The sequence below is a fragment of the Winogradskyella sp. PC D3.3 genome, from assembly GCF_054366245.1.
In genome coordinates this window covers 3,320,259-3,342,822 of the sequence record NZ_CM135962.1, presented here as the reverse complement: position 1 = coordinate 3,342,822, position 22,564 = coordinate 3,320,259, and the positions used below count along the sequence as shown (strand labels likewise).

Sequence of the window (22,564 nt, the reverse complement as noted above, 5' to 3'; positions counted from 1 at the left end):
TTAGTCTTTAGTAAGGATGATTTGTTCTTGGTATAGGGTATTGAGGTTATTTATAAACGTATTCCATTCTTCAAAATCAGTAGTTTCGATTTTTGCATTTTTAATATGAAATTGTTTCTTGTAAGTCAAAGTGTTATTTTCTGTTTTAAAGCTCACCGATAAATCATAGTTGTCACTAGAAACTTTAATATCATTGGGTACGTGAGTAACGCTATAACCATTAGGAATTTTTAATTCGGTAATTGACTCTAAATATTTTTTTGAGCTAAATATATAGTCTACATCACGCTCTTTTAATTTGTAGTCACTGAATTCCTTGTCTAAATCGAGATCTATATATATTGAATTGTCAAAGGTTGAAATCGCATTTCTTACCGTAAGATCATGAGAAATGGTAACGTTGAGTTCTCTGTTAGACAAATCTGATGTAATAATGTTAGATACTTTTCTATTGCTATCTGAGTTGCTTAAATAAGCGTCTAAAAATTCTTCTTTTTTATCTGATTTTAATTGATCAAAATAATACAATAGTCCAGATCTACTCTCTCCGTTAAATTCTTTTTTAACAGTACCTGTTAGCATTTCGTTATTTAAAGTGAGCTGATATTTATAATATTCTTTATTAAAAGACGCTTCACTTGTTGGGACGTGTTTTAAAATAAAACCTTCATTATCTTCAATTAAAACCTGTTTGCCTTGTATGCGGTCTGCATATTCGCCAAAGGCATTAAATTTTTCTGTGCCATCTAAAAAGACAATGGTATCATCTTTAAACAAGGTGCAAATCATGTGATTATCAACCGATAAATTTGGTGTGGAATAATCGTAAGCAATGTGTTTGGTGCCAATCCATGTCAGTCGGGCATCAAAACCTGCTTCTATTAGCATTTGCTTGGTTAAATTAGCCATCCCTTTACAATCTCCATACCTTTTGTTGAATACACTGGCCGCTTCATCGGGTTTAAAACCAGCGATACCGTCCTCAAAAGCGATATATCTAATATTGTCTTGTACCCAATAATAGATGTTTTTTATTTTTTCGTTGTCGGTTTTAGCATCTTTAGTCAATTCTGCAACTTTCGCTTTTAGATCGGTGTTGTCATTTTCTAAGCTATTAACTAAGGATTTGTACCAATTGTATAAGTCTTGAGTAGAGTTGAAAATCGGTTGTGTGTTTCCTTTTATAGTATAGGATTTTGCTAAAATTAATAAATGTGGGTAGATGTAAGTTGGGCCTGGTGCATTGGAAACTTTATGCATTGCCGATACATTTTTTAGTGTATAGGTGTATATTTTAGATTTGTTTTTAGGGTTTGGTTTTACGGTTTTTACAATGTCATAACCTTCAAAATTTATCGCTTTTAATTCAAGATCTAGCCAATCAGGAATTTCAACAGAAATCGCTTTTGTTTCAATAGGATATGAGTCATTAAAGTAGAGTTTTGTGAAGTATTTAATGTCTTTGTACGACTTAACGATATGCGTGTTGTAACGATAACCTTGTAAAGGGAAATCGACATGAGTATATTTTACCCGAGAATCAACATGAAACAAATCGTTGCTTATAGAAGCTTCATCTTTAATATAGAATCCAGCACTTTTATTAGTTTTATATAAGATGTCAAATTGCTCAATTGTTGTTTGATCGTTGTAGAATGTATATTTCTGAATATCCGCACGAGTGCTCATGTTTATCATTTTTTCTTTCAAATCATGATTAACCGTGACTTTATTATTTCGACTATCAAAAGCGAAGCGCACATAATCCGTGCTTTCTTCTAGAGCAATCTCGTCGTCTTTATGATCAAATTTTTCTTTTAGTTGTTTTGCTTTAGCAATATCATAGGCGTCTGGTTCTATTTTTCGTTGTGCATAAGAAGTGGATATAAACAAGAAAATAGAAGATAAAATAAGGAGCGGTTTTGTCATAAAGGGGCTGTATAGGATGCTAATATAATTAACCAAGTTCTGTTTTAAAAGGTAATTGTTATAATATATAATAATGAGGAGGTAAACGGAAGCTTATTTATGGCTTGTTTTGTTTATGGAAGCCTTAAATTGTTGAGGTGTCATCATTTCCATCTTTCTGAATTGTCTGTTAAAGTAGCTGGTGTTATTAAAGCCAGACTGAAACGCAACTTCAGACATTCTTAAATTTGGTGCTGTTTTGATGAGCTTTTTAGAAAATTTGATTTTTTCTGAATTTATATAATCGATTGGTGAAATACCTAGGGTATTTTTAAATTGCTTATGAAAGTGAGAGGTGCTCATATAAGCTTTCTCTGCTAATTGATCTACGGAGATATCTCTATTAGTTAAGTTGTCTTTTATAAATTTAATGACCGTCCCAATGCGGGTGTCATTAAAAACATGAGTGTCATTTGTAATAAGAGATTTAGCTTTGGTTTGAAGTAATCTAACAATTAATTCCTGAATCATTAAATCTAATAAGACATCTTTAGACTTATTACTATTGGTAAAAGTGTAGGTTAGTCGCTCGATTAAATGGTTGACATCAGCATTATTTATAAGATGTGATGCTGTTTCATCTAAATTCCAATTGTTGTTTTCATTTTCTATAGCAACATTATGATTGAATTTTTCTACAACTTCTAAAATTTTGAACGCATCAATACCTAGGGCTAAGCATTGTGTGGGTTGATTTTTTGTGGCAATGGGGAAATCTATAACCATTTCCTTGTTTGTGGGCATAACAACAGATTCTCCAGGAAAAAAGTCAAACGCATCAAAACCATCTATGTGCATTATTTTTTTTCCTGTAAGCATACTGGCGATAATAGGAAAATCGAAAGTTAATGACACTTTCTCTGCAATGGCATGTGTTTCATAAATATTAAGCTCGGCATATTCCGCGTTATAAGTCGTCCTATTTTCTACTAAGGTCGTTAGTTTTCTGTGGCTTTTATGTCGCGTTAATAAGTTGCTCATATTCAATATTACAAAAAAATAGTCTTAAAATTTGTTAATAATAGATATGTTCAAAAATATAATAAATATGTTCAATTTGTTTGGGATTTGATAAAATAACTTTATCAAAATTAAAGTATAGATAATATTTATGCTAAATAAATGAGTAATTAACAATAAAACTAATTAAGGTATGAGCTATTCTAAACCACAGTTTAAAGACAAGTATTTCAATTTTATAAATGGAAAATTTGTACCGCCAGTAGGTGGAGATTATTTTGAAAACACCTCTCCTGTAGATGGGACTTTAATTGCAAAATATCCCAGGTCGCAAAAAGAAGATGTAGAGAATGCTGTTGATGCAGCAAATGCAGCTAAAGAGGCTTGGGGAAATACTTCTGCAGCAGAACGAGCAACGCTTTTAAATAAAGTAGCCGATATTATTGAAGCTAATTTAGAGGAATTCGCTGTTGTTGAAACATGTGATAATGGGAAACCAATCCGTGAAACCTTAAACGCCGATATCCCTTTATCTGTAGATCATTGGCGTTATTTTGCAGCATGTATTAGGTCAGAAGAAGGTAGTGCTACAGAATTAGATCAGAATACCTTGTCTATGAATATTAAAGAACCATTGGGTGTTATTGGTCAAATTATTCCGTGGAATTTTCCTTTATTAATGTTATCGTGGAAATTACCTCCTGCTTTAGCAACGGGAACTGTGTGGTTTTAAAACCTGCAGAACAAACTCCATCATCTGCAACATTGTTAATGGAGAAAATTGCCGATGTGTTTCCTCCAGGGGTCTTAAATATTGTTCATGGGTTTGGACCAGAAGCCGGAAAGCCTTTAGCGTCGAGTTCTAAAGTGGATAAAGTGGCTTTTACAGGAGAAACTACAACTGGACAGTTAATTATGCAATATGCTTCTAAAAACTTAAATCCAGTGACCATGGAATTAGGTGGAAAGTCCCCAAATGTATTCTTTAATAGTGTAATGGATGAAGATGATGCTTTTTTAGATAAAGCTATTGAAGGAGCTGTTTTGTTTGCCTTTAATCAGGGTGAAGTTTGTACGTGTCCTTCTAGAATTTTAGTGCAAGAAGATATTTATGATGCGTTTATGGAGCGTGTTGTAGCAAGAACAGAGGCTATTGTGCAAACAAGTCCTTATGATGTGAATTCTATGGTTGGAGCACAAGCGTCTAATGATCAATATGAAAAAATACAATCTTATTTTGAAATTGGAAGAGAAGAAGGAGCTAAAGTTTTAACAGGTGGAGAAGCTAATAAATTAGAAGGTGATTTGGCTAACGGTTATTATATTAAGCCTACAATTTTAGAAGGGCATAATAAAATGCGTGTATTTCAAGAAGAAATTTTTGGACCTGTGGTATGTGTGACAAAGTTTAAAGATGAAGCTGAAGCTATAGAAATTGCAAATGATACGCTTTATGGCTTAGGAGCGGGAGTGTGGACGCGCGATGCTCACCAATTATACCAAATACCAAGAGCAATTAAAGCAGGTCGTGTTTGGGTAAACTGTTACCATGCTTATCCTGCTCATGCACCGTTTGGAGGATATAAAAAATCTGGGTTTGGTAGAGAGAACCATTTAATGATGATGAGTCATTACAGACAAACCAAAAACATGTTAATCTCTTACGATAAGAACAAATTAGGCTTCTTTTAGAAGTTAATTAATAGCTGATTAAGGCTGGATTAATAGATGCAATTCAGCCTTTTTTATACCATAAATTATGAAACGCGTAGAAATAACAGATAAAGCTGCAGAGATTGTAAGACAATTAAAAGCGAAACATGGAGAATTAATCTTTCATCAAAGTGGAGGTTGTTGTGACGGCTCTGCACCAATGATTTTTGCAAAAGGAGACATGTATCTAGATGAAAGTGATATACTTTTAGGTGAAGTTGAAGGGGTTAGTTTTTATATGAATCAAGATCAGTTTGAATATTGGAAACATACTCACTTAACTGTAGACGTTACGGAAGGTAGAGGAGCGAGTTTTTCGTTAGAGATCCCGTTGGGACTCAGGTTTTTAATTCATTCACGATTACTAACTGAAGAAGAGGACGCTTACTTTAATATGAAAGTCGAATAACTTTAAGAATATATATCTAATGAGCCCATATACTATGTATGTGGGCTTTTTTTTATTTTCATAATTTTAATTCTAATTATAGTGAATAGTGTAATGATTTTAATTTTATATTGATAAAAATGAAATATTTTAACGATTCTTAATTATTTTTATTGCTAATTTGATATATTTATGCTAAATAAGTATATATGACAGTAGATTTATGTCCAAATTGTGGTAGTGATCAGTACGTTAAGAGCGGAATTGTTAAAGAAAGGCAGCGTTTTAAATGTAAAAAATGCAACTATTATTTTACAGTGAATAAGATGGGGAAGAAGATAGATGACTACTACGTTAATAAATCTCTGCAACTCTATTTAGAGGGGCTTACATATAGAGAAATTGAACGCATACTTGGAATTTCGCACGTAAGCGTGATGAATTGGGTGAAAAAATATAATATTAAACGTCCTTATAATTCTAATTATCACCCAACTTATAAAATTTTAAACCCTACAGAGCTAGGTAGATACTTTTCGGAAATACAAAATATAAAAGGTGCGGGTGTTATTGTTACAGAGTTAGGCGATAAATTTATGCTGATTAAATGGGAGCGTTTTAAAGATTAGTATACTAAATTAACAAATAAGTATATTAATTATTAATTAAACAGATGTTTTTAAGAGCTTAGTGGTGCACACAAAACTAATTTTAAGTACTAACTAATCTTTTAAACCATGAAGAAGTCAACCTTTCTGTTGATAGGACTATTTGTAATGTTCTTTCAATTTATGATTGCCCAAGGCTCACCTGATTATTCGGGTGGCCTTAAATTCAAATTCAATGAAGACGGCACAAAATATCTCCGATTAATTTCTTGGGCACAAGTCCAAGCCAATTACAATACCGATGATACCTTTGATAGTAATGGTAATGAAAACAGTAAATTAAACTTCAATTTACGACGTGCCAGAGTTTTAATGTTTGCTCAAATCAACAAAGACTTTTTAATTCTTACTCATTTTGGGTTAAACAGTTTAACGAGTACTACATTAAGTCCAACCGGAAAAGGTGACGGCTCTCAACTCTTCTTTCACGATGTTTGGGCACAATACAATTTAGGGAAAGATCATACTATTGGTGGTGGTTTACATTATTTTAACGGAATTTCTAGATTAAATAATCAGAGTACTCTTAATATCATGACACTTGACAACAATCGTCAGTCGTGGGCAACTATTGGGTTGTCAGACCAATTTGCTAGGCATTTAGGGGTTTTTATGAAAGGGAAGTTCAATAAACTGCAGTATCGCGTTGCTATCAATGATGCCGCTGTGGCTTCATTAGATGCTCGTACAGCTGTTGCAGGTGGTGATGCGGTTTATAATGGTCGTTCTAGTCTTGGGTCTAAAGCAGCAGGAAAGACCTATGCTGGTTATTTTGATTATCATTTTTTAGATCAAGAATCTAACTTCTTACCGTATAAAGTCGGAACGTATTTAGGAGAGAAGAAAGTATTCAATATTGGTGTTGGTTTCTTTTTACATCCTGAAGGTTCTGTAATAGATACAGGTACAGTGATAACTCCAAATCTTGAAGGTGAGGATGTCTCTATAGTGGCGATAGATGCTTTTTACGATACACCAATTGGTGGAAATGGAAGTTCCATTACAGCATATGCAGTCTATCAAAATAATGATTACGGGAAAAATTATCTATACAGTGCTTATGGAACAGGAAGTATGCTCTATGGTCATGTCGGTTATGTTTTAAATGGAGATAAACTAAAGACAAGATTTCAACCTTACTTAAGTTATGGAACGCATAGTTACGATGCTGTTGACGATAATAGATCAACATTAGGTGTTGGTATCAACGCTTATATGAGTGGACACAATTCAAAATTAACTTTAGAATACATGAATCAAAGTTTTGATGCAGTGGATACAAATACGATTTCACTTCAAGCTATGATTTACCTTTAAAAATTTAAAAACTATGAATAATAAACAGGAACACGCTACAGCGTACTGGAAAGAAAATGTGAAGTATTTAGCAATACTTCTAACCATATGGTTTGTTGTATCCTTTGGATGTGGCATTCTATTTAGAGAACAGCTCAACCAATTTAAACTCGGAGGCTTTAAGCTTGGGTTTTGGTTTGCACAACAAGGGTCTATATATGTATTCGTCGTCTTGATTTTCGTTTACGTAAGATTAATGAATAAACTAGATAAAAAATACGGTTTCGACGAGTAAGCCTTAACTAACAACATTAAATAAAAATATTATGAGTGTACAAACATGGACATGGTTATTAGTCGGGATTACTTTTGCGCTGTATTTCGGTATTGCAATATGGGCTAGAGCAGGCTCTACAAAAGAATTTTATGTTGCAGGTGGAGGAGTATCCCCATTGGCAAATGGTATGGCAACTGCAGCGGATTGGATGAGTGCCGCCTCCTTTATTAGTATGGCGGGTATTATTTCTTTCGCAGGTTATGATGGCTCGGTTTACCTTATGGGATGGACAGGTGGATACGTGCTGTTAGCATTGCTCTTAGCACCTTATTTACGGAAGTTTGGAAAGTTTACAGTACCCGATTTTATTGGAGATCGTTACTATTCAAATACCGCAAGAACAGTTGCAGTTATATGTGCTTTAATTGTATCATTTACTTATGTTGCAGGTCAAATGCGTGGTGTAGGAATTGTATTTTCGCAATTCTTACAAGTGGATATTAACTTAGGTGTTGTTATTGGAATGACCGTGGTTCTTGCATTTGCGCTATTAGGTGGGATGAAAGGCATTACATATACACAAGTGGCACAATATTGTGTGTTAATCTTTGCCTTTATGGTGCCAGCATTCTTTATTTCCTTGCAAATGACAGGTAATATCATTCCTCAATTCGGAATGGGGGGTAAAGTAGAAGGTGGAGCTTTTTTACTAGATAAACTAGATGCGCTACATACAGAGTTAGGTTTTCACGAATATACAAGTGGGACTAAAAGTACTTGGGATGTTTTCGCCATTACTTTAGCATTAATGGCGGGTACGGCAGGCTTACCGCACGTTATTGTTCGGTTTTTTACCGTGCCTAAAGTAAAAGATGCACGTAAATCAGCCGGATATGCCTTATTCTTAATCGCTATTCTTTATACAACAGCTCCAGCTGTAGCCGTTTTTTCAAGAACGAACTTAATTGAAACGGTGAGTAATAAGCGTTATGCAGATATTCCTGTATGGTTTAAAAACTGGGAAAATACAGGATTAATTGCTTGGTCTGATAAAAATGGTGATGGTAAAATTCAATATGTTGCCGGAAATTCATTGTCGAGCAGTAAGCCCGAATATGCCGATGCAAGAGGTGAGCATGGTGAGCGTATCGTTACTAATAATAGTGATGAAGTTAATGAATTATACGTGGATAGAGATATTATGGTATTAGCAAATCCTGAAATTGCAAATCTACCAAACTGGGTTATTGGTTTGGTGGCTGCAGGGGGATTAGCGGCAGCATTATCTACAGCGGCAGGATTACTATTAGTGATTTCGACTTCTATTTCTCACGATTTAATTAAAAAACAATTAAAACCAAACATTTCAGATAAAGGGGAGTTAAGAGCAGCAAGAATTTCAATTTTTGTAGCGATTTTAATTGCGGGTTACTTTGGAATTAATCCGCCAGGATTTGTCGCCGCCGTGGTCGCACTTGCCTTCGGACTTGCCGCCGCCTCCTTTTTTCCTGCTATTATTTTAGGGATTTTCGATAAACGAATGAATAAAGAAGGGGCTATTGCAGGTATGATTGTAGGTATTACATTGATGATGTATTACATGATGCGCTTTAAGCTGAATATGTTTAGTGGGAGTAATGGTAGTGAAGATTGGTGGTTTGGAACATCACCTGAAGGCTTCGGAACCATCGCTATGTGTGTTAATTTTGTGGTCTCAGTAGTGATTTCAAGATTATCAGTTCCGCCTCCTCAGGAAGTTCAAGATATGGTTGAAAGTATTAGAATACCTTCAGGAGCAGGTGAGGCTCAAGACCATTAGATCATAGTGTCTATAAATTTTATTTAGTTAGAGAATCAGTATTACAATTTTTGTAATACTGATTTCTTATATTAGTAGATATTTAGTTGAATCAACTAACAAGTCAACCCAATATGAAAAAACGACATGAACAAAAGCTAGTTGTATTAGCATTAGCTTTGTTTTTTATTTTCAATATTCCTTTTGTCCTCATTTTTAATTTTGAAGGAGCTATTTTGGGGATTCCTACATTGTACTTTTCGTTATTTACGTTTTGGTTGATATCGATAGTGATTTCATACATTGTTTTAAAGCGTCACTATGAATAGTTATGCTTTAGTTGTTATAATCATCATTTATTTAGCAGTGTTATTTTACATTGCATTCCTTGCTGAAAAAAAACGACAAAGTAAGTGGGTTAATAATCCTTATGTTTACACCTTGTCATTAGCGGTTTATTGTTCGGCATGGACGTATTATGGGAGTGTTGGTATTGCAGCAAATTCAGGAATCCATTTTTTGCCAATTTATATAGGTCCTGTAATCGCAGCGCCACTATGGATTGTGGTGCTTCGGAAAATTATAAGAATTTCAAAACACCATAAAATTTCATCCATTGCTGATTTTATTTCTTTACGCTATGGAAATAATAGATTTTTAGGCGCCTTAGTGACTATCATTTGTTTATTTGGGACTCTGCCTTATATTTCTTTACAGTTAAAAGCTGTTTCAGAGACTTTTGAAATTATATCTGGCGATAATAGTTATATTGCAACTGCAGTTATAGATGATTCTACATTTTATGTGGCGTTATTACTGGCGATATTTGCTGCGTTTTTTGGAACTCAAAATACAGATGCCTCTGAAAAACATAAAGGAATTGTTGCTACGGTGGCGTTAGAATCTATATTGAAATTGATTTTCTTTCTAATCATCGGAGCTTATATTACATTCTATTTGTTTGATGGCACTTCTGATATTTATGAAAAAATTTCTGTATCAGATAACTTTAAAGACTTAACGACACTCGGTAAGGTGGAAGATGGCTTTAATTGGTTTTTCATGATTGCCCTATCATTTTTGGTGGTGTTTTTATTACCAAGGCAATTTCAAGTTGCTGTTTTAGAGAATAATAGAGAAAAGCATCTTAAGAAAGCGATTTGGTTATTTCCATTGTATTTATTGTTGTTTAATAGCTTTGTCATCTTCATTGCTTGGGCCGGAAAGCTCACTTTTGGTTCTACAGAAAATGCCGAATATTACACCTTATTGTTGCCTTTAGAACACGGCAATACATTTTTAGCAACTCTTGTGTTTTTAGGTGGTTTTTCTGCTGTGATTTCTATGGTGGTAGTTTCAACATTAGCACTATCTACGATGGTGAGTAATAACTTGGTGATTCCTTATGGTTTTCTTGATAAATTTATTAAAAATCAACCCGAACGCAACTCCAAATACATTAAGACCATTCGTCGCATTTCTATTTTTACAATCATTATTACAGCGTATTTCTTTTATGTCTTGTTTTCAAAAGCCTTATCGTTATATTCTATTGGTTTAATCTCATTTGTGATTATGTCTCAATTGGCACCATCGTTTTTTATTGGTTTATACTGGAATCGTGGATCTTCAAAAGGAGCAATTATTGGTATGATTGTCGGGTTTTGTATTGCTATATATACCTTGGTGTTACCGTTTACATTAGAAGTGTATTCTGGTACGGATGATTTTCGTCAATATGGATTGTTGGGTATTGAAGCATTAAAGCCTTATGCTTTATTTGGAATCGATTTTTTAAGTCCGCCATCACATGCTTTCTTCTGGAGTATGACTTTAAATTTATTCTGTTATTTAACGTTTTCGTTAATGTCTAAAGGAAATTATAGAGAACGTAATTATGCAGAGATGTTTGTGGATAGTAAGAATTTTACAAATCTTCAAGATAGTGCCTTGGTATGGAAAGGTGAAGCTTATGTAACAGATATTAAAAATGTTTTAGCTCGATTTTTAGGAGAGCAAAGAGCGGCACGGGCGCTGAGAATCTTTTTTACAAAGTATGAATTAGCTCAGGATACACAGTTGGCAGATGCACGTTTAATTAACTTTTCTGAAAAACTCTTAACAGGAAGCATTGGTTCGGCTTCTGCAAAAATACTAATTGCAAGTGTGGTAAAGGAGGAGCAAATTAGTTTGGTTGAGGTTTTAAAGATTTTGGAAGAATCTAAAGAAAACATTGTGAGCAATAAAGTGCTTCTAGAAAAATCAAACGAGTTATCTCAATTAACATCTCGTTTAAAAGACGCTAACGAGGAGTTAATTAGTAAAGACAGACAGAAAGATGAATTTTTAGATACTGTGGCACATGAGCTAAAGACTCCAATAACAGGCATACGAGCAGCGACTGAAGTCATTATGGATGATGAAGATATGCCTAAAGAGATAAAAGCGCAGTTTTTAAAGAATATTCTACAAGATTCAGACCGTTTAGGGCGCTTAATTAATAATATTTTAGATTTTGAAAAGTTAGAAACAGGTGGCTTACTGTTAGACCTACAAGTGCAAGATATTCAAAAAACAATAGCAAAAGCCATCGCGAGTATTTCTCAAATTGCAGTAAAAAAAGAAGTTCAAATTGTAAATAATAATGTTCATTCTTTTGTGCTTAGTTATGATGAAGACCGTATTCTTCAAGTGTTAACTAATTTATTGTCTAATGCCATTAAGTTTTGTGAGGTTAAAACAGGTAAGATTGTAGTTGACTATAAGTTAGGAAATGGATGTATAGAAATCTCCGTAGCAGACAACGGTAAAGGTATTCCAGAAGAAGATTTTCTTTATATTTTTGATAAATTTTACCAATCTCAAAATCAAAATACAAGAAAGCCTGAAGGGAGTGGATTAGGTTTGGCAATTACAAAACAGATTATAGAAAAGCACAATGGAAAAATTTGGGCGAAAAAAGAGATAAAAAAGGGGGCAACACTTGTTTTTACAATCCCTTTTAAGTAAATTGAAACCCTAAAGTATGACGAAGAAAATTTTAATTGTAGACGATGAGCCAAATATTGTCATGTCGTTAGAGTACACTTTCAAAAAACAAGGATTTGAAGTGTTTATTGCAAGAGACGGAAGTGAGGCTTTAGAGATATTAAAACATCATACACCTAACGTTATTTTGTTAGATATTATGATGCCTAATGTAGATGGTTATCAAACGTTAACATTTATAAAAGAATCTGAAAGTTTAAAACACATTAAAGTGGTGTTTTTAACGGCAAAAAATAAAGCTTCAGATATTGAAAAGGGTTTAAAACTTGGAGCGGATAAATATTTAACCAAACCTTTTTCAGTAAAAAAAATAGTTTCTGAAATATTGGAACTTGTGACTTAGAAATAGTCTTTTAGGTCTTTTTTAAAATTGGTTTTGTGTGCAAACAAACTAAGTTTAATTAAAATTTAAAGACATGAAATTTCACATTAACCCATTAGCGTCCGATATTATCATAAGTATCTATGTTATAGCTACGCTTTTTTTAAGGTTTAAATACGAAAATATTACAAACGTAACTCCTATGCTTTCTTTAGTTATGGGAATTTGTTTTGTGGTCATTATCTGGGCGCTTATCAAACTCAAAGTGCTTAATCCTAATTGGTTTGGCTTACTTAATTCTAAAAAAGAAAAGTCATGAAATATTTAGAACTTTACAACGAAAGTATTGATAATCCCGAACACTTCTGGAAGAATCAAACCAATCAAATTGATTGGTTTAAATTGCCTCAAACCATCCGATCTAAAGATAAATATGGTTATAATCAATGGTTTGAAGATGGGGAACTCAACATGAGTTATTTGTGTATTGATAAGCATATAAATGATGGTTTTGGTGAGCAAAATGCACTAATTTATGATTCGCCAGTTACCGATACAAAACAGCATATTACATTTAACCAATTACATTACGAAGTTTCAAAGTTAGCCGGAGGATTACAAAAGTTAGGTCTTAAAAAAGGCGATACTTGCATTATTTATATGCCTATGATTCCTCAAGCGGCATATGCGATGTTGGCTTGCGCTAGGCTTGGTATTATTCACTCCGTAGTGTTTGGTGGTTTTGCACCACATGAGTTAGCTATTCGGATTGATGATTGTAAACCTAAAGCCATTATTACAGCTTCTAATGGAGTTGAGATTAAACGTATTATTCCTTACAAACCATTTGTAGATGAAGCTATAGATAAAGCTGAAAATAAGCCAGAACATGTTATTGTTTTTGATAGGCAATTAGGAGTAGAAATTCCTAAGAGATATTATGATGTAGATTATAAAACTTTAGTAGAAAATTCCCCTTCAGTTAAAGCTGTTTCAGTGGAGTCAACACATCCTTTATATATTCTATATACTTCAGGAACAACAGGAACTCCAAAAGGTATTATTAGAGATACAGGTGGATATGCTACGGCTTTAAAGTTCTCAATGACCTCTGTTTATGGAGTCAATGAAGGAGAGGTTTTTTGGGCAGCAAGTGATGTCGGTTGGGTTGTAGGTCATAGTTTTATCGTTTATGGACCATTATTAAATAGAAATACGAGTATCATTTTTGAAGGTAAACCAATTAAAACACCAGATGCTTCTACGTTTTGGCGGGTTATAAATGAACATAATGTAAAGGCAATGTTTACGGCACCAACAGCGATTAGAGCCATAAAGAAAGAAGATCCTGATGGAATGATGTTAAAACCTTTCGACTTATCATGCTTAAACTATTTGTTTTTAGCAGGTGAGCGTTGTGATATCGCAACATTGAATTGGGCAGAAAAACAATTAGAGATTCCTGTCATAGATCATTGGTGGCAAACCGAAAGTGGTTGGCCAATGTTAGCGAATATGGTTGGCGTTGCTTTACAGCCTATTATGCCAGGATCGGCAGGTTTGCCAGTTTGTGGTTATGATATTAAAATCTTAAATGAAGATGGAGAAGAGGTTGAGGCAAGTGTTGAAGGTTATGTTGCTCTTAAATTACCTTTACCACCTGGTACCCTAAGTAATCTTTGGGGAGATCCTGAACGTTTTAAATATGGCTATTTGCATCGTTTTCCAGGCTATTATTTTTCAGGAGATGGAGGTTATATCGATGAAGATGGTTATGTGTTTATTACAGGTCGTGTAGATGATATTATTAATGTCGCAGGACATCGTTTGTCTACAGCAGAGATGGAAGAGATTGTAGCCTCTCACAAAATGGTTGCAGAATGTGCTGTATTTGGAGTGCATTGTGAGATTAAAGGACAAAAACCGTTAGGATTAATCGTTCTAAAGACAGATAGTGATGTTGATAATGAACAGATTCAAAAAGAAATCATACAAGATGTAAGACGTGAAATTGGAGCGGTAGCATCCTTTAGAGAGGTACTTGTGGTAGAGCGTTTACCAAAAACAAGAAGCGGAAAAACACTTCGAAAATTATTGAGGAATATAGCAGATGAACAACAATATAACATCCCATCAACTATAGATGATATTGCTATTATTGAAGAGATAAAGCAAGTGTATCAAAACCATAACATTGGAATTTATAAATAAAGAGTACTAATACATAACATTGAATTCTCGCACTAAGCATATAAGGTGTTTGAGATCTAATTAATAATATTAAATTTAAAAAAATGAGTAATTATCATATAAAACAGTTTGAAGAATACTTTCAAGTTTATAGAAAATCAGTCAGAAATCCAGAGCAATTTTGGGAAGAAATAGCAGAAGAACATTTCACTTGGAAAAAGAAATGGTCTAAAGTTTTAAGCTATGACTATTCAAAATCAGAATTCAAATGGTTTGAAGATGCTAAACTTAATATTACAGAAAACTGTATAGATCGTCATCTGCATACAAGTGGCGATAAAACCGCGCTTTTATTTGAACCTAATAATCCAGAAGAAGAGGCAGAGCATATTACTTATAAACAACTGCATGCTCGTGTGTGTAAGTTTGCTAATGTTTTAAAAGATAAAGGCATAAAAAAGGGAGATGTTGTTTGTATCTATTTACCTATGATTCCAGAATTAGCAATTTCAGTTTTAGCTTGTGCTAGAATCGGTGCTATACATTCTGTTGTATTCGCAGGATTTTCTTCTAAGGCAGTGTCTTCACGAATAAATGATTGTAATGCAAAGATGGTAATTACATCAGATGGGTCTTATCGTGGTTCAAAAACCATCGATTTAAAAGGAATTGTAGATGAAGCCTTAAATGATACACCTGGAGTTGAATCAGTATTAGTCGTTAAACGTATTCATTCTGATATAACGATGAAACCTGGTCGTGATTTTTGGTTAGAGCCTCTTTTAGAAGATGCGTATGCCGATTGTGTTGCTGAGGTTATGGATGCTGAAGACCCATTGTTTATCCTTTATACATCTGGTTCTACAGGGAAACCAAAAGGTATGGTTCATACTATAGGTGGTTATATGGTCTATACGGCTTATACGTTTAAAAATGTATTTCAATATCGCGATGATGATGTCTATTGGTGTACTGCTGATATTGGTTGGATTACAGGACATAGCTATATTGTTTATGGACCTTTAGCAAATGGAGCAACTTCTGTAATGTTTGAAGGAGTGCCGAGTTATCCTGATTACGGGCGTTTTTGGGATATTGTTGAAAAACATAAGATAACACAGTTTTACACCGCTCCAACAGCGATTAGAGCTTTAGCAAAACAAGGTGCTGAGTTTGTTGAAAAATATGATTTATCATCATTAAAAGTACTAGGGTCTGTAGGAGAACCTATAAATGAAGAGGCTTGGCACTGGTATGATGAAAATGTAGGAAAAAAGAAAAGTCCAATTGTAGATACCTGGTGGCAAACCGAAACAGGAGGTATAATGATTACTCCAATTCCATTTTCTACACCAACAAAACCAACGTATGCAACCTTACCGTTTATCGGTATTCAGCCTGTTTTAATGGATGAAAATGGGGAAGAACTAAAAGGCAATCAAGTTGAAGGACGATTGTGTATTAAATTTCCGTGGCCATCTATGGCACGAACGATTTGGGGAAATCATCAACGCTATAAAGACACGTATTTTTCGGCTTTTGAAAATATGTACTTTACAGGAGATGGAGCCTTGCGAGATGAAGTAGGGTATTACAGAATTACTGGTAGAGTAGATGATGTCATTATTGTTTCGGGTCATAATTTAGGTACCGCTCCAATTGAAGATGCCATAAACGAGCATCCGGCAGTTTCAGAATCTGCTATTGTAGGGTTTCCACACGATGTTAAAGGAAATGCATTATATGGTTACATTACTTTAAAAGATGTTGGTGAGAGCAGAAATCATGATAATTTAAAAATGGAAATTAATCAGCTTATTACCGATAGAATTGGGCCTATTGCAAAACTCGATAAAATTCAGTTTACAGAAGGATTACCAAAAACTAGAAGTGGAAAAATAATGCGTAGAATATTAAGGAAAATAGCATGTAATGAAACGGACCAACTAGGAGATACAAGTACATTATTGAATCCTGAAGTAGTTCAAGCGATAATGGATAACGTTGTATAATTAAGCGTCCTTTTCCTTTTGTGCTTTAGCGCGTGCAACAATAGATTTCAGACGCGCTTTGCGTTCTTCAGATTTAGATTTTTGTTTATTCTTTTTCTGAGCGATTAATCTGCTATGCTTGGCTTTGTTTGTAGTGTTTTTTTCGCGTCCTTTTTTTGCCATCTTTCTTAAATGTGTTTGAAAAGGCAAAACTAAGCATAATTTAATATAAACATAATGGCATTGTTAGAGCTTCGGGCTAACAATGCTATTTACTTTTTTATCTTCGCTTCAAATTTAAAAAATGTTATGCTTAAAGCTGTATTATTTGATATGGATGGTGTTATTGTAGATACTGAACCATTACACCGAAAGGCTTACCACCAAATGTTTGATGATGTATCTATTGATGTCAACGAGGATTTATATGCGTCATTTACAGGACAGTCCACAATAAATATTTGCAAACGGTTGGTAAATCACTTTAATTTAAATGAAACTCCAGAAGATTTAGTTAGCTTAAAACGAAAGCACTATAAAGTGTTTTTTGATAATGGAGGTTTAGAATTAATTGATGGTGTTTTAGAACGCATAAAAGATTACCACGCAAATGATGTAAAACTCGTTGTGGCTTCTTCAGCATCAATGATGGGAATACATCAAATTTTTGAGCGCTTTGAGCTGAACCCTTATTTTAGTGCAAAATTTAGTGGTGCAGATTTAAAGCAGTCTAAGCCACATCCTGAGATTTTTATTAAAGCGGCTGAATCAACAGGTTTTAAGGCATCCGAATGTATGGTTATCGAAGATTCTACTAATGGTATAAAGGCAGCTAACGCCGCTGGTATCTTTTGTGTAGGATTTAAAAGTGAGCATTCATCACATCAAGATTACACCTTAGCCAATAAAGTAGTCTCTAGTTTTAACGAGATTAGTTATTCTAAAATTGCGAATATTATTTAGGCTATTTGCTGAATTTTTCTTGTAATTGTTTCACGACATCGGCTATGTTTTCATCTTTAAGTTTCGATAAAATGACTATAGGCTTGACTTGTCTTACTTCACAATCATTTATAGCACAACGTTCACATGTTACGCCAACTTGGGTTGTTGTGATCGATTTACTATTGGCAAATGCTACTTTTCGTTTAAATTGATTATTAATTTGAATACCAATATTTACACTTCTGTATTTTCCCGATACAAAAGGATCTGCGGTTGCAGAAGACAACACAAGATAGCTTTTTCCTTCATTTGGATAATTAGAGATTTGAATATCAAATTCATGCAGTTTGTTGGTCTTGGTAATGTCGTTTAAAACTTTTAAAGATACCCATCGTCTACAGTAATGTTCATCGGTTTCATTAGCGTGAGGAGATTGCTGTTTAGATAAGTGTAGCTCTTTATTTAATTCAAAATCATTACGACCTTTTTGATGAGAGAATCTTAAAAAGAATAAACTATTAAGGTTAAAATCTTTAGGTAAAATATTTGTGAGACGCTGATAGATGGACTCAGGTGAAGCGTTGTAATTATTGATGATATGTTCAAAATATTTCGGTTTAAACGATTTCTTAGAGAACAAGATCTTTAAATCAGCAACCAAACGGGCTCTTGGGATGATTAGAGCACCAGCAAAATAAGACGCATAAAAATTATTAAGGACTTGATCAAAATTTTCAAATTTAATCCAAGAAAAGGTATAGAGGCGTTCTTTGATTTTTAAATAATTATAAGCGATTTCTTTTGCGAAAATAAATGTTTTTTGTGCATCATCAATATGTTTTGCAAGTAGAAGTGTTTTGGTTTTAGGAACAAAAACGGAACGTAGATTGTCTAATGCTGTATGCGATGCTAATTCAGAGGTGTTAATTGTGTACCCGTATTCTTCTACTAAAATATCTTCGAGTTCTTTAGATTGTAATGGTTGCGTTAAATCGACCTGATAAGTTTTTGAAAAGGCTATAACGGCTTGTTCTAAATGATCAAAATAATTATTGTTGGCTTCTTGAAAAGACCGTAACGATGCTAAATAAAAACTTTCTTTACTAAAACTGTAATTCTTAGCAATTTCAATAATGGTACTAATAAAGGCGGTAACCTTAGATGGTGCGTTTGAAATGATATCAATCAGTGTACTTTCTTTAATTCCAAATAATTCTAAAGGAATCTCTTTTAGTAGCTTAGATTGTAAAATTTCACCAATAGGAGCTAAGTTTTTATCCAGTTTTAGAGAAACCATTTCATCGTATGGGACTTCTAAATGTTCAGATAATAATGCTATTTTGTCTGGTTTAGGATATTTTTTTCCTTTTTCAATTTCGTTGAGATACGATTTTGAAAGTCCAGATAATTTAGATAGTCCAAATAACGAAAGCTCTTTATTTGTACGGATTTGCTTTAGCTTTAATCCGAATATTAATTTAATATAATCTTGTTCCATAATAACAAATATACTACTATTTGCGAACTTATATAAATAGCGAAAAATAATATTTAGCGAACGTTCGCTTGTTTTTTTGAAAAATAGATTGTAACATTGCTTTATCAAAATACTATAGCATGGAAATTACAGAAACAACACAACAGAAAATGAAATTTGCTCCAGAGGTAACAAATTTTTATCCTAAACTATTAACAGAAGAGGCATTGGCGTTTCTTACGGCATTACAAGAAAAATTTAATGTTTCTCGTTTAGCACTATTAGATCGTCGAGAGAGTCAACAAAGCGTTTTCGATAGAGGCGAATTTCCTTCGTTTCCTTCAGAAACAAAATCTATTAGAGAATCAGATTGGGAAGCGGCATCAATTCCAAACGATTTATTAGATCGTCGGGTTGAGATTACTGGGCCTGTAGATCGAAAAATGGTAATTAATGCTTTAAACTCAGGAGCCAAAACGTTTATGGCAGATTTTGAAGATAGTAATGCGCCAAGTTGGAAAAATACCTTAGAAGGTCAACAAAACTTAATCGATGCTAATAATAAAACCATTGAATTGGTGGATGAAGCGAGAGGGAAGCATTATAAACTTAACGCTGAAACAGCGGTGTTATTGGTGAGACCAAGAGGTTTGCATCTAAACGAACGCCACCTATTAATTAATGGAGAAGAAATCTCTGGGAGTTTATTTGATTTTGGTTTATATGTCTTTCATAACAGTAAAACATTAATGGATAGCGGTTCTGCACCTTATTTTTATTTGCCAAAATTAGAACATTACTTAGAATCCCGTTGGTGGAATGACGTTTTTAAATTTGCACAAAATTATCTCAAAATTCCGAATGGAACCTTTAAGGCGACATTATTAATAGAGACCATTACGGCGAGTTTCCAGTTAGATGAATTTATCTACGAACTCAAAGATCATATTGTTGGTTTAAACTGTGGCCGATGGGATTATATTTTTTCGTATATCAAGAAGTTTAGAAATCATAAAGGATTTATAGTGCCAAACCGCGATCAGGTAACAATGACGACACCATTTATGGCATCCTATTCTAATTTGGTAATACAACGTTGTCATAAACGTGGTATTCATGCTATGGGTGGAATGGCGGCTCAAATTCCGATTAAAAATAATCCAGAAGCCAATAAAGCTGCGCTCGAAAAAGTAAGAATAGATAAAGAACGTGAAGCAAAAAATGGACACGACGGTACTTGGGTCGCGCATCCTGCATTAGTAGAAGTTGCTATGAAAGAATTTGATATATATATGCCAACTCCAAATCAAATTTTTAATAAACGCGAAGATGTTGTTGTAACTGAAGAAGATTTAGTAGAACTACCACAAGGTACGATTACGGAAGCTGGTGTTAGAAAAAATATAAATGTTGGTATTTTATATCTCGAAGCGTGGTTAAGAGGTCATGGTGCTGTGGCGCTTTACAATTTAATGGAAGATGCAGCTACTGCAGAAATATCTAGAACTCAAGTTTGGCAATGGTTGAAAAACGAAGTTTTCTTAGAAGATGGAAGAACTTTTAATAAAGAATTGTTTGACACTTTGTTTGATGATGAAGTTGAAAAATTAATCACAGAAGTAGGCGAGGACCATATTAAAAGCACCAAATTTTCAGAAGCTATTGCACTTTTTAAACGTTTAGTAACTCAAGAAGAATTTGAAGAGTTTTTAACACTTTCAGCCTATCAATATATTTAAAAAAAATGTCTCGTAACTACTGGAATAGACTACGAGACCTAATTATCAAAATTTGGAATAACCTTAATAATCAAAAGCAAAATTATGAAAAATTTAGCACAAAGTAACTATCGTTCAGCGTTACAAACAGTAAGAGATCTTAAAGAAAAGTATGGGCCAACTTGGAATGCCATTAATCCGGAAAGTGCAGCTAGAATGGTTGCTCAAAATCAATTTAGAACAGGATTAGATATTGCAAAATACACCGCAGCGATTATGCGAAACGATATGGCTGAGTACGATGCGGATACATCACAATACACGCAATCTTTAGGGTGCTGGCATGGATTTGTGGCGCAGCAAAAAATGATTGCTGTAAAAAAGCATCATAAGACGACCAATAAGAAATATTTATACCTTTCAGGTTGGATGGTTGCTGCATTGCGTTCAGAATTTGGACCCTTACCAGACCAGTCGATGCATGAGAAAACTGCTGTTTCAGGACTTATTGAAGAGATTTATGATTTCTTACGTCAAGCAGATGCTATTGAATTAAATGATTTGTTCAGAAGACAAGAAAATGGAGAAGATGTGCAAGATCAAATAGATAATTTTGAAACACATATCGTTCCAATTATTGCAGACATTGATGCAGGTTTTGGAAACGAAGAAGCGACGTATTTGCTAGCAAAAAAGATGATTCAGGCTGGAGCTTGTGCTATTCAAATTGAAAATCAAGTATCTGATGCGAAGCAATGTGGACATCAAGATGGAAAAGTTACCGTGCCTCATGAAGATTTTATTGCAAAATTAAATGCGGTGAGATATGCTTTTTTAGAGTTAGGTGTAGAAGATGGTATTATAGTGGCAAGAACAGATTCTGAAGGTGCAGGGTTAACTCAAAAACTACCAGTTAGTCAAGAGCCAGGAGATTTGGCCTCGCAATACTTAGCGTTTGTTGATGCAGAAGAAGTGGAGATAGAAAACGCTAAAGAAGACGATGTTTTATTGAAACGTGATGGCAAATTAGTACGTCCAATTAGATTGGCAAATGGTTTGTATAAATTTAAAGAGGGCTCTAATATTGATCGTGTTGTTTTAGATTGTGTAACGAGTCTTCAGAATGGTGCCGATTTATTGTGGATTGAAACGCCAACACCAAATGTAAAACAGATTGCACATATGGTAAACCGAATTAAAGAAGTAGTACCAAATGCTAAATTGGTTTACAATAACTCACCATCATTCAACTGGACTTTAAACTTCCGTAATCAGGTCTTTGATGAAATGCTTGCAGAAGGTGAAAACATGGAGGCTTACAATAGAAATAATTTAATGGATGCACAATATGACCATTCTGAATTATGCCGTCGTGCAGACGAGAAAATTAAAACATTCCAAGTAGATGGTGCAAGGGAGGCTGGTATTTTTCATCACTTAATTACGTTGCCAACGTATCATACTACAGCACTCCATATGAACGATTTAACTGAAGGGTATTTTGGGGAAGAAGGGATGTTGGCTTATGTGAAAGGTGTACAGCGACAAGAAATTCGTAAAAGCGTGTCTTGTGTAAAACATCAAAGAATGGCAGGTTCAGATCTTGGTGATGATCATAAAACATTTTTTGCAGGTGAAAAAGCGTTAAAAGCAAGTGGTGAAAATAATACGTCAAACCAATTTGAAGTAGAACCTAAGACTCATACAAAAGATCAAAAATTAAGTGAAGTTGCATGAAAGTGTAATGTAACGCTTTAGATATTTTAATTCTAAGTAAAAAAGGCACATTCAAATATTGAATGCGC

17 protein-coding genes and 1 pseudogene are annotated in these 22,564 nt (G+C 34.0%); 14 read left to right on the top strand and 4 right to left on the bottom strand.

What is annotated here, in order from left to right; all coding sequences use genetic code 11:
* A complete protein-coding gene (locus tag ACXGSQ_RS14710) occupies nt 1-1,929 on the bottom strand; it encodes a transglutaminase domain-containing protein (RefSeq protein ID WP_458626907.1) in 1,929 nt (642 codons plus the stop codon).
* Nucleotides 1,930-2,022: 93 nt separating this feature from the next.
* Complete coding sequence (locus ACXGSQ_RS14705; protein ID WP_458626906.1) at nt 2,023-2,949, bottom strand: AraC family transcriptional regulator; 927 nt, start codon at nt 2,947-2,949, stop codon at nt 2,023-2,025.
* Between the two features lie 172 nt (nt 2,950-3,121).
* Here ACXGSQ_RS14705 and ACXGSQ_RS14700 point away from each other — a divergent pair.
* The 11 genes and pseudogenes from ACXGSQ_RS14700 (at nt 3,122) to acs (ending at nt 16,640) form a co-directional block, all read left to right on the top strand.
* Nucleotides 3,122-4,620 (top strand): annotated as a pseudogene (locus tag ACXGSQ_RS14700) (aldehyde dehydrogenase family protein).
* Between the two features lie 67 nt (nt 4,621-4,687).
* Entirely contained in the window at nt 4,688-5,050 is a 363-nt protein-coding gene (locus ACXGSQ_RS14695; RefSeq protein WP_458626905.1) for a DUF779 domain-containing protein, read from the top strand.
* A gap of 188 nt (nt 5,051-5,238) precedes the next feature.
* Nucleotides 5,239-5,658: a transposase-like zinc-binding domain-containing protein gene (locus ACXGSQ_RS14690; protein WP_458626904.1), complete on the top strand. Its 420-nt coding sequence runs from the start codon at nt 5,239-5,241 to the stop codon at nt 5,656-5,658.
* 108 nt (nt 5,659-5,766) lie between these two features.
* A complete protein-coding gene (locus tag ACXGSQ_RS14685; protein ID WP_458626903.1) occupies nt 5,767-7,014 on the top strand; it encodes a hypothetical protein in 1,248 nt (415 codons plus the stop codon).
* A gap of 13 nt (nt 7,015-7,027) precedes the next feature.
* Nucleotides 7,028-7,288 carry a DUF4212 domain-containing protein gene (locus tag ACXGSQ_RS14680; protein ID WP_458626902.1) on the top strand — a complete coding sequence of 87 codons (261 nt, stop codon included), beginning with the start codon at nt 7,028-7,030 and terminating at the stop codon, nt 7,286-7,288.
* A gap of 31 nt (nt 7,289-7,319) precedes the next feature.
* Nucleotides 7,320-9,089, top strand: a complete 1,770-nt coding sequence (locus ACXGSQ_RS14675; protein ID WP_458626901.1) for a sodium:solute symporter family protein — start codon at nt 7,320-7,322, stop codon at nt 9,087-9,089.
* Between the two features lie 300 nt (nt 9,090-9,389).
* Nucleotides 9,390-12,077 (top strand): sodium:solute symporter family transporter, encoded by a 2,688-nt coding sequence (locus tag ACXGSQ_RS14670; protein WP_458626900.1) that lies wholly within the window; start codon nt 9,390-9,392, stop codon nt 12,075-12,077.
* A gap of 16 nt (nt 12,078-12,093) precedes the next feature.
* Nucleotides 12,094-12,459: a response regulator gene (locus tag ACXGSQ_RS14665; RefSeq protein ID WP_458626899.1), complete on the top strand. Its 366-nt coding sequence runs from the start codon at nt 12,094-12,096 to the stop codon at nt 12,457-12,459.
* A gap of 73 nt (nt 12,460-12,532) precedes the next feature.
* The gene (locus tag ACXGSQ_RS14660; protein WP_458626898.1) at nt 12,533-12,757 is read left to right on the top strand and encodes a hypothetical protein; all 225 of its coding nucleotides are present in this window, start codon (nt 12,533-12,535) and stop codon (nt 12,755-12,757) included.
* Nucleotides 12,754-14,649, top strand: coding sequence for an AMP-binding protein (locus ACXGSQ_RS14655; protein WP_458626897.1), 1,896 nt, complete (start codon nt 12,754-12,756; stop codon nt 14,647-14,649). The genes ACXGSQ_RS14660 and ACXGSQ_RS14655 overlap by 4 nt, the downstream gene beginning before the upstream one ends.
* A gap of 83 nt (nt 14,650-14,732) precedes the next feature.
* Nucleotides 14,733-16,640: an acetate--CoA ligase gene (gene acs, locus ACXGSQ_RS14650; RefSeq protein ID WP_458626896.1), complete on the top strand. Its 1,908-nt coding sequence runs from the start codon at nt 14,733-14,735 to the stop codon at nt 16,638-16,640.
* Here the strand turns inward: acs and ACXGSQ_RS14645 are convergent, their stop codons facing one another.
* The gene (locus ACXGSQ_RS14645; protein WP_458626895.1) at nt 16,641-16,802 is read right to left on the bottom strand and encodes a hypothetical protein; all 162 of its coding nucleotides are present in this window, start codon (nt 16,800-16,802) and stop codon (nt 16,641-16,643) included.
* A 126-nt stretch (nt 16,803-16,928) separates the two neighbouring features.
* Between ACXGSQ_RS14645 and ACXGSQ_RS14640 the strand changes: the two genes are divergently transcribed.
* Entirely contained in the window at nt 16,929-17,582 is a 654-nt protein-coding gene (locus tag ACXGSQ_RS14640) for an HAD family hydrolase (protein ID WP_458626894.1), read from the top strand.
* 1 nt (nt 17,583) lies between these two features.
* Here ACXGSQ_RS14640 and ACXGSQ_RS14635 read toward each other — a convergent pair whose 3' ends face one another.
* Complete coding sequence (locus ACXGSQ_RS14635; RefSeq protein WP_458626893.1) at nt 17,584-19,062, bottom strand: helix-turn-helix domain-containing protein; 1,479 nt, start codon at nt 19,060-19,062, stop codon at nt 17,584-17,586.
* A 119-nt stretch (nt 19,063-19,181) separates the two neighbouring features.
* On the opposite strand from ACXGSQ_RS14635, the gene aceB reads away from it, so the two are divergent.
* Together aceB and ACXGSQ_RS14625 are read left to right on the top strand one after the other, a co-directional pair.
* Nucleotides 19,182-20,780 (top strand): malate synthase A, encoded by a 1,599-nt coding sequence (gene aceB / locus ACXGSQ_RS14630; protein ID WP_458626892.1) that lies wholly within the window; start codon nt 19,182-19,184, stop codon nt 20,778-20,780.
* Nucleotides 20,781-20,864: 84 nt separating this feature from the next.
* Entirely contained in the window at nt 20,865-22,496 is a 1,632-nt protein-coding gene (locus ACXGSQ_RS14625; protein ID WP_458626891.1) for an isocitrate lyase, read from the top strand.
* The last annotated feature ends 68 nt before the right edge of the window (nt 22,497-22,564 follow it).